14 protein-coding genes and 3 tRNA genes are annotated in these 14,319 nt (G+C 55.1%); 10 read left to right on the top strand and 7 right to left on the bottom strand.

Annotated elements, in window-relative coordinates:
- Positions 1-36 precede the first annotated feature (36 nt).
- The 3 genes from AC0TOY_RS13240 (at position 37) to AC0TOY_RS13250 (ending at position 297) form a co-directional block, all read left to right on the top strand.
- Positions 37-112, top strand: a tRNA-Val gene (locus tag AC0TOY_RS13240).
- A 29-nt stretch (positions 113-141) separates the two neighbouring features.
- Positions 142-217: transfer RNA gene (locus AC0TOY_RS13245), tRNA-Val, on the top strand.
- Positions 218-221: 4 nt separating this feature from the next.
- A tRNA-Lys gene (locus AC0TOY_RS13250) sits at positions 222-297 on the top strand.
- A 47-nt stretch (positions 298-344) separates the two neighbouring features.
- Here AC0TOY_RS13250 and AC0TOY_RS13255 read toward each other — a convergent pair.
- The 3 genes from AC0TOY_RS13255 to xapA form a co-directional block, all read right to left on the bottom strand.
- Entirely contained in the window at positions 345-1,235 is an 891-nt protein-coding gene (locus AC0TOY_RS13255; protein WP_061714688.1) for a LysR family transcriptional regulator, read from the bottom strand.
- A gap of 67 nt (positions 1,236-1,302) precedes the next feature.
- Positions 1,303-2,559: a nucleoside permease gene (locus tag AC0TOY_RS13260; protein WP_061714687.1), complete on the bottom strand. Its 1,257-nt coding sequence runs from the start codon at positions 2,557-2,559 to the stop codon at positions 1,303-1,305.
- A 51-nt stretch (positions 2,560-2,610) separates the two neighbouring features.
- Complete coding sequence (gene xapA / locus AC0TOY_RS13265; RefSeq protein ID WP_061714686.1) at positions 2,611-3,435, bottom strand: xanthosine phosphorylase; 825 nt, start codon at positions 3,433-3,435, stop codon at positions 2,611-2,613.
- Positions 3,436-3,642: 207 nt separating this feature from the next.
- Here xapA and AC0TOY_RS13270 point away from each other — a divergent pair, with 207 nt between their 5' ends.
- Positions 3,643-3,981, top strand: a complete 339-nt coding sequence (locus tag AC0TOY_RS13270; protein ID WP_032659298.1) for a FlxA-like family protein — start codon at positions 3,643-3,645, stop codon at positions 3,979-3,981.
- On the opposite strand, the gene AC0TOY_RS13275 is transcribed toward AC0TOY_RS13270, so the two are convergent.
- Complete coding sequence (locus tag AC0TOY_RS13275; protein WP_024907616.1) at positions 3,978-4,913, bottom strand: LysR family transcriptional regulator; 936 nt, start codon at positions 4,911-4,913, stop codon at positions 3,978-3,980. The genes AC0TOY_RS13270 and AC0TOY_RS13275 overlap by 4 nt on opposite strands.
- A gap of 89 nt (positions 4,914-5,002) precedes the next feature.
- Here AC0TOY_RS13275 and AC0TOY_RS13280 point away from each other — a divergent pair, with 89 nt between their 5' ends.
- Positions 5,003-5,998, top strand: coding sequence for a bile acid:sodium symporter family protein (locus AC0TOY_RS13280; protein WP_024907615.1), 996 nt, complete (start codon positions 5,003-5,005; stop codon positions 5,996-5,998).
- Here AC0TOY_RS13280 and AC0TOY_RS13285 read toward each other — a convergent pair.
- The 3 genes from AC0TOY_RS13285 to zipA form a co-directional block, all read right to left on the bottom strand.
- Complete coding sequence (locus AC0TOY_RS13285; RefSeq protein ID WP_090420059.1) at positions 5,995-6,210, bottom strand: DUF3820 family protein; 216 nt, start codon at positions 6,208-6,210, stop codon at positions 5,995-5,997. The genes AC0TOY_RS13280 and AC0TOY_RS13285 overlap by 4 nt on opposite strands.
- 1 nt (position 6,211) lies before the next feature.
- Positions 6,212-8,227, bottom strand: a complete 2,016-nt coding sequence (gene ligA / locus AC0TOY_RS13290) for an NAD-dependent DNA ligase LigA (protein WP_090420062.1) — start codon at positions 8,225-8,227, stop codon at positions 6,212-6,214.
- A gap of 69 nt (positions 8,228-8,296) precedes the next feature.
- Positions 8,297-9,295 (bottom strand): cell division protein ZipA, encoded by a 999-nt coding sequence (zipA, locus tag AC0TOY_RS13295; protein WP_090420065.1) that lies wholly within the window; start codon positions 9,293-9,295, stop codon positions 8,297-8,299.
- Positions 9,296-9,525: 230 nt separating this feature from the next.
- Between zipA and cysZ the strand changes: the two genes are divergently transcribed.
- The 5 genes from cysZ (at position 9,526) to crr (ending at position 14,319) form a co-directional block, all read left to right on the top strand.
- Positions 9,526-10,287 (top strand): sulfate transporter CysZ, encoded by a 762-nt coding sequence (gene cysZ / locus AC0TOY_RS13300; protein WP_024907612.1) that lies wholly within the window; start codon positions 9,526-9,528, stop codon positions 10,285-10,287.
- Positions 10,288-10,450: 163 nt separating this feature from the next.
- Entirely contained in the window at positions 10,451-11,422 is a 972-nt protein-coding gene (gene cysK, locus AC0TOY_RS13305) for a cysteine synthase A (RefSeq protein ID WP_014884739.1), read from the top strand.
- Positions 11,423-11,739: 317 nt separating this feature from the next.
- The gene (gene ptsH, locus AC0TOY_RS13310; RefSeq protein ID WP_000487600.1) at positions 11,740-11,997 is read left to right on the top strand and encodes a phosphocarrier protein Hpr; all 258 of its coding nucleotides are present in this window, start codon (positions 11,740-11,742) and stop codon (positions 11,995-11,997) included.
- A gap of 44 nt (positions 11,998-12,041) precedes the next feature.
- Positions 12,042-13,769 (top strand): phosphoenolpyruvate-protein phosphotransferase PtsI, encoded by a 1,728-nt coding sequence (ptsI, locus tag AC0TOY_RS13315; protein WP_032646702.1) that lies wholly within the window; start codon positions 12,042-12,044, stop codon positions 13,767-13,769.
- A 40-nt stretch (positions 13,770-13,809) separates the two neighbouring features.
- Entirely contained in the window at positions 13,810-14,319 is a 510-nt protein-coding gene (crr, locus tag AC0TOY_RS13320; RefSeq protein ID WP_003861316.1) for a PTS glucose transporter subunit IIA, read from the top strand.

Genomic DNA, 14,319 nt, shown 5'->3' on the forward strand with positions numbered 1-14,319 from the left:
TTCGGTAGACTCGCAGTGTAGATAAGAATTGAGATTGGGCGATTAGCTCAGTTGGTAGAGCATCTCCTTTACACGGAGGGGGTCGGCGGTTCGAGCCCGTCATCGCCCACCATTCTCACCTTATCGCAGCAGTTCCGAAATGGGCGATTAGCTCAGTTGGTAGAGCATCTCCTTTACACGGAGGGGGTCGGCGGTTCGAGCCCGTCATCGCCCACCATTTCGGGTCGTTAGCTCAGTTGGTAGAGCAGTTGACTTTTAATCAATTGGTCGCAGGTTCGAATCCTGCACGACCCACCAATGTAAAAAAGCGCCCTAAAGGCGCTTTTTTGCTATCTGCGATTTGTCTACTTCCCAGCCGTCAACGTCGCAATTAACGTCTTCACCGCTGGCGTCGCCTGCTTCTCGTCATACACCACATATAAATCTGCCGGTATCCGCTCTTTCAGCGGACGGAACACCACACCCGGCCACTGCATTTGCGCGTAGCTGTCTGCGGCGAGCGTAATCCCCATGCCCATGCTGATCATCGCCAGCACCGTTTGCGGTTCAACGGCTTCGCGCACAATCATCGGCGAAAAACCGGCCTGCTGGCAGACACGATGTAAAAATGCCCAGTCAGAATGGGCCGACGGCATCGTGACAAAATACTCGTCCTGCAATTCTGCGAGCGCAATAGAAGGTTCCCTGACCAGCCGGTGATCTTCCGGCATCGCCACCAGAAAAGCCGCCTCACGCAACCGCACGCTGGTAAACCCCGCGGTAGGTTCCGTTGCCATTCGCCAGATCCCGACATCCAGCTCCCGGCGCTCAAGCAGCGCCATCTGCATGACCGGGGATTTCTCGCGAAAAACGACATCAACATTCGGATGTTCTTTCAAAAAAGCGCGCATAACCGTGCGCACCTCACTCCACATGGCGGTGCCCACAATCCCCAGCTCAATGCGCCCTGCTTCCCCCCGGCCAATTTGCTCGACGCGAGCCAGAGCCTGGTTTGCGCTGGCGAGCAGCCGTCGTGACTCTTCCATCAGCACTTTACCGGCATGCGTCAACGCGACGCTCCGCGAGTGGCGAATAAACAATAACGTGCCCAGCTGGCTTTCCAGCTCTTTAATATGCAGGCTTAACGGCGGCTGAGACATATTGAGACGGGCCGCAGCCCGTCCAAAATGCAGTTCCTCCGCCACGGCCAGAAAATAGCGCAGCAGCTTGAGATCGGTCCGATAGACGCGTTCCATCAAAACATATCCTGGCGATAACACTTATGCGCCTACCTTAAAGCCTTTCCGCGTCCGGAGGGGAAATTTAGTGTGCAACTGTGCGCATCCCGCTGTTTTTGCTGGTGTGGCGATAGTTAAAGCTGAAATAAAACACTACCGCGAGCGCCAGGGCATAGGCCGCAAATACCAGCCAGATCGTCTGCCAGTCCTTCACCCCGTCCACCGAGAAATAATCCACTGCCATACCGCTCAATACCGAACCGAAATACGCCCCGATACCGTTAACGGTCGTCATAAACAACCCTTGCGCGCTGGCGCGGATATCGGCGCTGACCTCCTGTTCAACAAATACCGAGCCGGAAATATTGAAGAAGTCGAACGCGCAGCCGTAGACAATCATTGAGAGCATGAGCAGCACGAAGCCCGTCGCGGACGGATCGCCAAAGGCGAATAGACCGAACCGCAGCATCCAGGCCACCATGCTCATCAGCATAACGGCTTTAATGCCAAAGCGTCCGAGGAAGTACGGAATGGTCAGAATGAAGAACACCTCAGACATTTGCGAAACGGAGAGCAGGATGGACGGATAGTTGACGATAAAGCTATCGGCATACGCCGGATTACGCGCAAAATCATGCAGGAAGGGGCTGCCAAACGTGTTGGTTATCTGCAGCACGGCGCCCAGCAGCATCGCGAATAAAAAGAACACCGCCATGCGGGGCTGTTTAAACAGGATAAACGCATTGAGGCCCAGCTTGCTGGCCAGCGACGTAGACGTTTTTGTTTTCGCCACCGGAATGGCTGGCAATGTCAAAGAATAGAGCGCCAGCAGCAGGGACGCGGCAGCCGCAATATAGAGCTGCACGTTGCTCAGCTCCGCCCCCATCAGGCTTATGGCCCACATCGCGGCAATAAAGCCCACGGTGCCATACACCCGCACTCGCGGGAAATGGCTCACCGTATCCAGACCTGCCTGTTCAAGACAGGAGTAAGAAATCGTATTCGACAGCGCAATCGTGGGCATGAAGGCCATCGCATTCACCAGCATGACCCAGAACATCAGGCCGGGCTCATTGACCTGTGCGGCATAGCAGAGCGCGACGGCGCAGATGAGGTGGCAAATCACGTAAGCACGGTCTGCCCGCAGCCATTTGTCGGCAATAATTCCCACCAGCGAGGGCATAACAATCGCGGCAAGTCCTTTGGAGCTGTACACCATGCCCACGTCGGAGCCGGTAAAGTGTAGGGTGTTAATCATGTAAGCGCCGAGAGTTACCAGCCAGCTCCCCCAGATAAAATATTGCATAAAGGACATCAGCTTTAAGCGAGTCGTGATGTTCATAACCCATTCCTTATAGCAGTGTGGCCCTGGCGGGCCACTTTATTGTTTTACTCAGGCAATATGGCGAAGAAAACCGCAGATAAGATTGATAAAGTTCTGGCGGGAGAGCTCGGCGGCGGCAAGGGTTTGTTCATGCGAGAGTTTGACCTCCCCCAGCCCTTCGGCGAGATTGGTAATTGCAGAAACGGCCGCGACCTTCAGGCCGCAGTGGCGCGCGGCAATCACTTCCGGCACCACGGACATCCCCACCACATCGCCGCCGATAATTTGCATCATGCGGATCTCAGCCGCCGTCTCAAAGTTCGGGCCGGGATAAGAGACAAACACCCCTTCATGGAGCGGGAAGCCTTCTTTCGTTGCCACAGTTTGCAGAACGGCACGGTAATCCGCGTCGTAAGCATTGGCCAGAGAGAAGAAACGATCGCCAAAGCGCTCATCGTTCAGCCCCACCATCGGCGTGCCCGGCATGGTGTTGATATGGTCGCTCAGGGCAACCAGGCTTCCTGGCTGAACCTCCGGGCGCAGCGAACCCGCCGCATTGGTGCTAAACAGCAGCTCGCACCCCAGCAGCGTAAAGGTGCGGATCGCATCGGTCATGATGGTCATCCCGCGCCCTTCATAGAAATGGCCGCGCCCCTTCATGCAGGCAACCGGCACCCCGGCCAGATGCCCGAGCACCAGCTCGCCGGCATGGCCATGCACGGTGCTCACCGGGAAGCCCGGCAGCTTTTCGTAGCTCAGGGAAACGGCGTCATCAATCTGGTCGGCAAGTGCGCCCAGGCCAGAGCCGAGAATAAACGCCACGCGAGGCGTGAAGTTCGGCTTAGCGGCGCGAATGATATCGGCGCAGTACCACGGGTTATTCGAGAGGGTCATAGAGGCTCCTTAAGGATGAAAATCGCGATAGCGGGGATCGCATGACTTACGTCTTATATCCGCAGCCTGCCGGTGACCTCCAATACACTTTCACCGCACCATCAATACTGATTGTGTATCGATGCAACTCCCTGCCAGATATGGCAGTTTTGCTCAAGCTAATCCCGTCGGTGCCGATACCTCTGTTTTATAACGCGAGGAAAAAGTATGACGACCATTCAGGCTTCAACCCAACAGATTCAAACCAGCGGCGCGAGTGGCACTTCGAGCAGTAACGATATCTCTGCGCAAATCACCCGCATTCTCGACAAGATCAAAAAGCTGACCCAGCAGTTAAAAGAGCTGGCGAACAGCCCCGTCAGCACGGATGAGAAGAAGAAGCAGCAGGAACTTATTCAGACCCAGATCAAAGTGCTGCAGGCGCAGCTCGCCGCACTGCAGCGCCAGCAGGCTGAAGAGGCCCAGAAGAAGCAGGATCAAAAACTGGGCAAAGTGGAAGGGGTGAACAGCCCGTCAGACAATAATCAGATCGATATCTACATCTAATCTTCTGATGCGTTAAACAGTGGGTCGCGTATGCGGGCTTCGGTTAATCGTTGTGCCTGGATACGCACCACTTCCCAGATAGCCTGCGCCGCCCCCGAGAGTGAACGATTTTTTCGCCGCACCAGCATCAGCTTTCGCTCGACAACGGGCGTTAATCGCTTGACGGCCAGCCGGCTTCCCTGCGGCAGGGGAAGCGCCAGGGCTGGCAACACGCTGATGCCAATCCCGGCTTCCACCATCGGAAACAGCGTCGCCGGGTGACCAATCTCCTGGACAATCGTTGCCTTTACGCCCTGATTCACCAGCGCGGAATCAATCAGCGGACGGCTGCCCGAGGCATAATCCTGTAAAACCAGGTTCGCGCCCTGCAGGGACTGCCAGCTGACTTCCGGCAATGTGGCCAGCGGATCGTCGTCACGACAGAGCAGCAAAAAGGGCTCCGAAAGTATGCTTTCGCACGCCAGATCGCTCACCTGACCGGGATCGATAACAATACCAAAATCCACATCTCCCTGACGGATGCTCTCCAGCACCCACTGTTGCGGCCTGTCATGCAGGACAAAATCAATGTCCGGGTAGCGATGACTGCCCTCGGCTATACACTGCGGAATAAGGTGCGCAGAGATCGTCTGGCTGGCCGCGACCCGCACGGTACCCGAAAGCTGCTGCCCCAGCCTCCCCACGTCTCTGAGCGTGCTGTTCAGCTCATCCAGCAGCCGCTCGAGGCGCAGGGCCAGCTGCTGACCTGCTTCGGTCAACACCACTTCGCGCGTGGTGCGGTCAAGCAACTTCACCCCGGTCTGATTCTCCAGCTCTTTCACGCTGTGGCTGACCGCCGACTGGCTCAGGCCAATCATCTCCCCTGCCCGGCTAAAACTACGAGCCTGCGCCACGGTGACAAAAACACGAAGCTGACGTAATGAATAATTCATCTATTTAATTCATGAATGGATGCAATAAATCAATTTTATTTCTCAAACGGAAGAAAGCACAATAGCGACATCTGTTTTCAGGAGAGATTATGAAACTTTTTCGTATCCTTGATCCGTTCACGCTTACCCTGGTGGTTACCGTTTTACTGGCCTCGTTTTTCCCGGCTCGCGGCGGTTTCGTCCCATTCTTTGAAGGCTTGACCACGGCGGCCATCGCCCTGCTGTTCTTTATGCACGGCGCCAAACTCTCCCGCGAAGCCATTATCGCAGGCGGCGGACACTGGCGACTGCATCTGTGGGTGATGTGTAGCACCTTTATTCTGTTCCCGATCCTCGGGGTGCTGTTTGCCTGGTGGGCACCGGTTAATGTTGACCCGGCACTCTACACCGGCTTCCTGTATCTCTGTATTCTGCCGGCCACGGTGCAGTCCGCCATTGCCTTTACCTCTCTCGCGGGAGGGAACGTGGCGGCCGCGGTCTGCTCGGCATCCGCATCCAGCCTGTTAGGGATTTTCGTCTCTCCGCTGCTGGTGGGCCTGCTGATGAACATGCACGGTGCGGAAGGTAACCTTGAGCAGGTGGGTAAAATCTGTCTGCAGCTGCTGCTGCCGTTTGTCCTGGGCCATCTCTCCCGTCCGTGGACCGGCGCATTTGTGGCGAAGCATAAAAAGTGGATCTCAAAAACCGACCAAACCTCGATTCTGCTGGTGGTTTACTCCGCCTTCAGCGAAGCGGTCGTGAACGGGATCTGGCACAAGGTGGGGGCAGGCTCGCTGCTGTTTATCGTGGTGGTCAGCATTGTCCTGCTGGCGATTGTAATAGCGGTAAACGTCTTTGTGGCACGCAAGTGCGGCTTCAACAAAGCGGATGAAATTACGATTGTGTTCTGCGGTTCGAAGAAGAGTCTGGCTAACGGTATCCCGATGGCCAACATTCTGTTCCCGACCTCGGTGATTGGAATGATGGTGCTGCCGCTGATGATTTTCCATCAGATCCAGCTGATGGTCTGCGCGGTGCTGGCGCGTCGCTACAAACGCCAGACCGAAAAGCTGGCGCAGGAAGAGACCCGCGCCGCGAAGGCTTAAGGACGTTTCAGGGGCTGCACCAGCTGGGTCAGCCCCTCGGTTTTGATCAGTAACGTGATAGCCATCAGCTCGCCCAGTCGCCCTGCCGGGAATTCATCCTTGCGGGCAAACCACAGCAGATACTCCTCCGGCAAATCGATCAGCCTGCGGCCCTTGTATTTACCGAACGGCATCTCGGTATTGGCGATCTCAACGAGCTGCTCTTTCTGCACGTTACTCTCCTAACAGACGCATCATTTCCGCTTCGTCGATAACCTCAATGCCGAGCTCCTGGGCTTTCGCCAGCTTCGAACCCGCCGCTTCCCCGGCGATCACCAGGTCGGTTTTCTTCGACACGCTGCCCGCCACTTTTGCCCCCAGCGCCACCAGACGCGCTTTTGCATCGTCGCGTGAAAGCTGGCTCAGGCTGCCGGTCAGCACCACCGTTTTACCGGCGAATGGGCTGTCGATCTCTTCGGCGTTGACCACTACCGGTGCAGGCCACCTGATGCCCTCTTCCAGCAGTTTGCCGATGACTTCGCGGTTGCTCTCTTCGGCGAAGAAGTTAAAGACGTGCGTGGCGACAACGATGCCGACATCCGGAACTTTCTGCAGCTCCTCGATGCTCGCCTTTTCCAGCGCGTCCAGCGTACCAAAGTATGCTGCCAGACCTGCTGCGGTTGCTTCACCCACTTCACGAATGCCCAGCGCGTACAGGAAACGGGCGAAGGTGGTCTCTTTTGCCGTTTCCAGCGCGTTAACCACGTTCTGGGCTGACTTCGGCCCCATGCGGTCCAGACCGGTCAGTTTGCCCGCCGTCAGTTTGAAGAGATCCGCTGGCGTGTGGACATACTCTTTCTCAACCAGCTGATCGATAATTTTATCACCCATGCCGTCGACGTCCATCGCCCGACGGGAGACGAAGTGCTTCAGTGACTCTTTACGCTGTGCGCCACAGATTAAGCCCCCCGTGCAGCGCGTCACCGCTTCACCTTCCACACGCTCTACGTCAGATCCACACACCGGGCAATGGGTCGGGAAGACAATCTCGCGCGTATCATCAGGACGTTCTGACTCCACAACGTTAACCACCTGCGGGATCACGTCCCCCGCGCGGCGAATCACCACTTTGTCACCAATGCGCAGGCCCAGGCGTTCGATTTCATCGGCGTTATGCAGCGTGGCGTTACTCACCAGCACGCCCGCAACCTGCACAGGCTCCAGACGGGCAACCGGGGTAATGGCGCCCGTACGGCCGACCTGGAACTCTACGTCGCGAACGAAGGTCATCTGCTCCTGAGCCGGGAACTTAAACGCCACCGCCCAGCGCGGCGCGCGCGCCACAAAGCCCAGCTGCTCCTGCAGCGCCAGTGAGTTCACCTTGATGACCACGCCATCAATATCAAACCCGAGCGTCGGACGGTCCTCTTCCACTTTGTGGTAGAACGCCAGTACCGCTTCCGGCGAGTCGCAGAGCTGAACGCGGTTGCTCACCGGCAGGCCCCACGCTTTAAACTGCAGCAGACGCCCGAGATGGGTATCCGGCAGCTCGCCGCCCTCCAGAATACCGACGCCGTAGCAGAAGAAAGTAAGCGGTCGCTTCGCGGTGATACGCGGGTCAAGCTGGCGCAGAGAGCCCGCCGCCGCATTACGCGGGTTAGCAAACACCTTCCCACCGGTGCGACGCGCCTCTTCGTTAATTTTCTCGAAGCCCGCCTGGGGCAGGAACACTTCGCCGCGCACTTCCAGACGCGCAGGAATGTTGTCGCCCTGCAGCTTCAGCGGGATCGCTCGGATGGTACGCACGTTGGTGGTGATGTCTTCACCCGTCGTGCCGTCGCCACGCGTCGCGGCACGCACCAGCACGCCGTTTTCGTAGAGAAGGCTGACTGCCAGGCCATCCAGCTTCAGCTCGCAGCACCAGGTGAGGGAGTCGCTGCTTTTCAGGCGATCCTGCACGCGCTTGTTAAACGCGAGGAAGCTCTCTTCATCGAAGACGTTATCCAGCGACAGCATCGGCACTTCATGACGCACCTGGCTAAAAGCCCCCAGCGGCTCAGCGCCGACGCGCTGGGTGGGGGAATCCGGTGTGATGAGGTCAGGATGCTGCGCCTCTAATTCGCGCAGCTCGCGCATCAGGCGGTCATACTCCGCGTCCGGAACTTCCGGTGCGTCCATAACATGATAGAGGTATTCATGATGGCGAAGCGTGGTTCGCAGTTCAGTGAGTTGTTGTTCGATTGAGTCCATATCGCACCATCAATGAGAAAAAACCCCCGACAGGCGGGGGTTGAGGAGGAGTTGAAGTCAACGCGGCGATTACGCGTTGGCTTCCTTAACTTCGCGGATGCGGTCCTGATACTCGCGCAGTTTCTGCGGGGTCATCATTCGACGCTGATCGTCGAGCACCACACCGCCGACTTCGTCAGCGATATGCTGGGCAGACTGCAGCATCAGCTTAAAGTTTTGCAGTTCATCGCCGTAGGACGGCACCTGCATAAAGATAGTCACACCCGGGGTCATAAAATCACCGGTCATTTCCGGATCAAAGGTGCCAGGGTTAACCATGTTGGCCAGGCTGAACAGCGCCGGACCGCTACCGTCAGGACTCAGGTGGCGATGGAAAATGTTCATATCGCCAAACTTGAAGCCTGCCTGTTGAATACTGTTAAGCAGCACGTCACCGTTAAGATGGCTACCGTGATGCGCGGCCACGTTCATAATGATCACCGCTTCTTTACGCTGCGGTTTTTCAACAACCGGCTCTGGCTCTACAACGGGCTCAGGCTCAACGTGCGGTGCCGGAGCAGGTTGAGGCGCAGGCTGGACATGAACAGGCTGCTGCGGTTGTTGTACCGGCTGAGCAGGCTGTTGTACCGGCTGAGCAGGCTGTTGTTGCACGGGCTGCTGCACCGGTTGCTGTTGAACCGGCTGGGCAGGCTGCTGATAGACAGGCTGTTGCGGCGGCTGGCGCACCGGCTCTTCCACAGGCTGCTGCGCTGGCTGGCGCGGCTGTGCGGAAGCATACGGCGGTTGATACTGGTGCTGCGAAGGACGAGGTGCTTCTTGCTCCCCATGGCCTGCGCCGGGCGCAGTATTGACCCGATGAACACGAACTTCACCCACGCCGTCGTCGTCGCTGCCGTCGATGTCATCTTCACTGTCATCGTCATCACGACTGGACTTCATGCGCTTCAGTGGGCGATCGCGAAACATCGAGGAACGCTCTTTACGGCTGGTCCAGAAACCATGTACCAGTAAAGCGATTATGGCGATCGCGCCAACAATGATTAATATCAGACGCAAATCCTGCATCATTATATTCTCTGTTGTTCTAACACCTTGCCACCACGGCAAACATTTACTCACTAAGAGTATTTGCCGTTTACGTCAAGTGCAAGTGTGTGCAGAGCATTCACAGCATAAAGATGAAGGAAATCGTGCTTTTTGCTGGTTTTTCGAACATTTCCGAACTGGTCATTGCTCCGTAAGTGGATAATATAGGCGGGCAATTCCACTGGTTGTGTAAAAAGGAGTACAGCCTGGCTATGGTTTCAACATCTTCTTCTCCCCCGCGCAGCGGCGTCTGGTATTTTTCTCAGGGCTGGAAACTGGTCTCCCTGCCGGGGATTCGACGCTTCGTCATTCTCCCACTGTTGATCAATATTATTCTGATGGGCGGCGCGTTCTGGTGGCTGTTCACCAAGCTGGAGAGCTGGATCCCGTCGCTGATGAGCCATGTGCCGGACTGGCTGCAGTGGCTGAACTACCTGCTCTGGCCGGTGGCGGTGATTTCCGTGCTGCTGGTGTTTGGCTATTTCTTCTCGACGATTGCGAACTGGATAGCCGCACCGTTTAACGGTCTGCTGGCGGAACAGCTGGAAGCGCGGCTTACCGGCGCGACGCCGCCGGACACGGGCATATGGGGGATCATGAAAGACCTCCCTCGCATTATGAAGCGTGAATGGCAAAAGTTTGCCTGGTACCTGCCCCGCGCGGTTGTGCTGCTTATCCTCTACTTTGTGCCAGGCATTGGCCAGACGGTGGCACCCGTGCTGTGGTTCCTGTTCAGCGCCTGGATGCTGGCCATCCAGTACTGTGATTATCCGTTCGATAACCACAAGGTGCCATTTAAAACGATGCGCACCGCCCTGCGCAGCCAGAAGGTCGCCAATATGCAGTTTGGCGCGCTGACCAGCCTGTTCACCATGATTCCCTTCCTGAATCTGTTCATCATGCCCGTCGCCGTCTGCGGCGCGACGGCGATGTGGGTCGACTGCTACCGTGCTAAGCACGCGTTATGGAAATAATGCAAAAATGTGTAAAGCAGGGGTGGCTTATGCCGCCCCTTATTCCATACTGATCCCCATTATTTCCTTGCAGTATATAGATATGCGAATTCCTTACTTCCCCCTACCTGCTTAGCAGGTATGCTGGGTCGGTATCCCAATTTCATACAGTTAAGGACAGGCCATGAGTAAGATTTATGAAGACAACTCGCTGACTATCGGTCATACGCCCCTGGTTCGACTGAACCGTATCGGTAATGGACGCATTCTGGCGAAGGTCGAATCACGTAACCCGAGCTTCAGCGTAAAATGCCGTATCGGTGCAAACATGATTTGGGATGCTGAAAAACGTGGCGTACTGAAGCCAGGCGTTGAGCTGGTGGAACCGACCAGCGGCAATACCGGTATCGCTCTGGCCTATGTGGCTGCCGCGCGCGGCTACAAGCTGACGCTGACCATGCCAGAAACCATGAGCATCGAGCGTCGTAAGCTGCTCAAAGCGCTGGGCGCGAACCTGGTGCTGACCGAAGGCGCGAAGGGCATGAAGGGCGCCATTCAGAAAGCCGAAGAGATTGTGGCCAGCGATCCGGCGAAATATCTGCTGCTGCAGCAGTTCAGCAACCCGGCTAACCCGGAAATTCACGAGAAGACCACCGGTCCGGAAATCTGGGAAGATACCGACGGCCAGGTTGACGTCTTTATCTCCGGCGTGGGTACCGGCGGTACGCTGACCGGCGTGTCGCGCTATATTAAAGGCACAAAGGGTAAAAAAGACCTGATCACCGTTGCCGTTGAGCCAACCGACTCACCGGTTATCACCCAGGCACTGGCGGGTGAAGAGCTCAAACCCGGCCCACACAAAATTCAGGGTATTGGCGCAGGCTTCATTCCGGGCAACCTGGATCTGAAGCTGATCGATAAAGTGGTTACCATCACTAACGAAGAAGCCATCTCTACCGCGCGTCGCCTGATGGATGAAGAAGGCATTCTGGCGGGTATCTCTTCCGGTGCGGCCGTTGCGGCAGCGCTCAAGCTTCAGGAAGATGAAGCCTTTACCAATAAGAATATTGTGGTTATCCTTCCGTCCTCGGGTGAGCGTTACTTGAGCACCGCACTGTTTGCCGATCTGTTTACCGAAAAAGAACTGCAACAGTAGTGCCAGCATGTTAATAACGCGTAAAAAAGCACCTTTTCAGGTGCTTTTTTGTGGCCTGCTTCAAACTTTTACCCCTCCTGGCATTGCTTCACCCCGAAGGGTCTGGTATTTAAACCAGCAATTATTTTGATGCGTGAAATTAATCGGCAAACGAAATAGCCTTGCTGAATCGATTTTATGATTTGGTTCAAGTCTTGCTTTCGCTGCATAATGTTTAATGACGATCGAAACGTCAGCGCTAACAATACAGGCTAAAGTTCAGTCGCCAGGCTAGACTTTAGTTCCACAACACTAAACCTATAAGTTGGGGAAATACAATGTTCCAGCAAGAAGTTACCATTACCGCTCCGAACGGTCTGCACACCCGCCCTGCTGCTCAGTTTGTTAAAGAAGCAAAAGGCTTCACTTCTGAAATCACTGTGACTTCCAACGGCAAAAGCGCGAGCGCAAAAAGCCTGTTCAAACTGCAGACTCTGGGCCTGACTCAGGGCACCGTTGTCACCATCTCTGCAGAAGGTGAAGACGAGCAGAAAGCAGTTGAGCATCTGGTTAAACTGATGGCTGAGCTCGAGTAAGTTTCCGGGTTCTTTTAAATATCAGTCACAAGTAAGGTAGGGTTATGATTTCAGGCATTTTAGCATCCCCGGGTATCGCTTTCGGCAAGGCACTGCTGCTGAAAGAAGACGAGATCGTCATCGACCGGAAAAAAATTTCTGCCGACAAGGTTGATCAGGAAGTTGAACGTTTTCTGAGCGGTCGTGCCAAGGCATCTGCGCAACTGGAAGCAATCAAAACTAAAGCTGGCGAAACTTTCGGTGAAGAAAAAGAAGCCATCTTCGAAGGGCACATCATGCTGCTCGAAGATGAGGAGCTGGAGCAGGAAATCATAGCCCTGATTAAAGATAAAGGCATGACGGCCGACGCGGCTGCGCATGAAGTTATCGAAGGTCAGGCAACTGCCCTGGAAGAACTGGATGATGAATACCTGAAAGAGCGTGCGGCTGACGTACGTGATATCGGTAAGCGCCTGCTGCGCAACATCCTGGGCCTGGCCATCATCGACCTGAGCGCGATTCAGGATGAAGTGATCCTGGTTGCCGCTGACCTCACCCCGTCTGAAACCGCACAGCTGAACCTGAAAAAGGTCCTCGGTTTCATCACCGACGCGGGCGGCCGTACCTCCCACACCTCTATCATGGCGCGTTCTCTGGAACTGCCTGCCATCGTGGGTACCGGTAGCGTCACCTCTCAGGTGAAAAATGGCGACTATCTGATTCTGGATGCCGTAAACAATCTGGTTTACGTCAACCCAACCAATGAAGAGATCGATAAACTGCGCGCGGTTCAGGAGCAGGTTGCGACTGAAAAAGCGGAACTCGCTAAGCTGAAAGACCTGCCAGCCATCACCCTGGACGGCCATCAGGTTGAAGTGTGCGCAAACATCGGTACCGTCCGCGACGTTGATGGCGCTGAGCGCAACGGTGCGGAAGGTGTCGGTCTCTATCGTACAGAATTCCTGTTCATGGACCGCGACGCGCTGCCAACGGAAGAAGAGCAGTTTGCTGCTTACAAAGCCGTGGCTGAAGCGTGTGGCTCTCAGGCGGTTATCGTCCGTACCATGGACATCGGTGGCGACAAAGAGTTGCCGTACATGAACTTCCCGAAAGAAGAGAACCCGTTCCTGGGCTGGCGTGCCGTGCGTATCGCGATGGATCGTAAAGAGATCCTGCGTGACCAGGTTCGTGCGATCCTGCGCGCCTCTGCTTTCGGTAAACTGCGCATCATGTTCCCGATGATCATCTCTGTTGAAGAAGTGCGTGCACTGAAGAAAGAGATCGAAATCTACAAACAGGAACTGCGTGACGAAGGTAAAGCGTTTGACGAGTCAATCGAGATCGGCGTGATGGTGGAAACACCGGCGGCGGCGACCATTGCGCGTCATTTAGCCAAAGAAGTTGATTTCTTTAGTATCGGTACCAATGATTTAACGCAGTACACCCTGGCAGTTGACCGTGGTAATGATATGATTTCACATCTCTACCAGCCAATGTCACCGTCCGTACTGAACTTGATCAAGCAAGTTATTGATGCTTCTCATGCAGAAGGTAAATGGACTGGCATGTGTGGTGAGCTTGCAGGCGACGAACGTGCTACACTTCTGTTGCTGGGTATGGGTCTGGACGAATTCTCTATGAGCGCCATTTCCATCCCGCGCATTAAGAAGATTATCCGTAACACGAACTTCGAAGATGCGAAGGTATTAGCAGAGCAGGCTCTTGCTCAACCGACAACGGACGAGTTAATGACGCTGGTTAACAAGTTCATTGAAGAAAAAACAATCTGCTAATCCACGAGATGCGGCCCAATTTACTGCTTAGGAGAAGATCATGGGTTTGTTCGATAAACTGAAATCTCTGGTTTCTGATGATAAAAAAGACTCCGGAACTATTGAGATTGTTGCTCCGCTCTCCGGCGAGATCGTCAACATCGAAGACGTGCCGGATGTAGTGTTTGCTGAGAAAATCGTTGGTGATGGCATTGCTATCAAACCAACTGGCAACAAAATGGTTGCTCCAGTTGACGGCACCATCGGTAAAATTTTTGAAACCAACCATGCGTTCTCTATCGAATCTGATAGCGGTATCGAACTGTTCGTTCACTTCGGTATCGACACCGTTGAACTGAAAGGCGAAGGCTTCAAACGTATCGCGGAAGAAGGCCAGCGTGTTAAAGTTGGCGACCCGGTGATTGAATTCGATCTGCCACTGCTGGAAGAAAAAGCCAAGTCTACCCTGACTCCGGTTGTTATCTCCAACATGGACGAAATCAAAGAACTGATCAAACTGTCTGGCAGCGTCACCGTGGGTGAAACCCCGGTTATCCGCATCAAGAAGTAA

The sequence above is a fragment of the Enterobacter sp. PL_is379 genome (genome assembly GCF_055817355.1).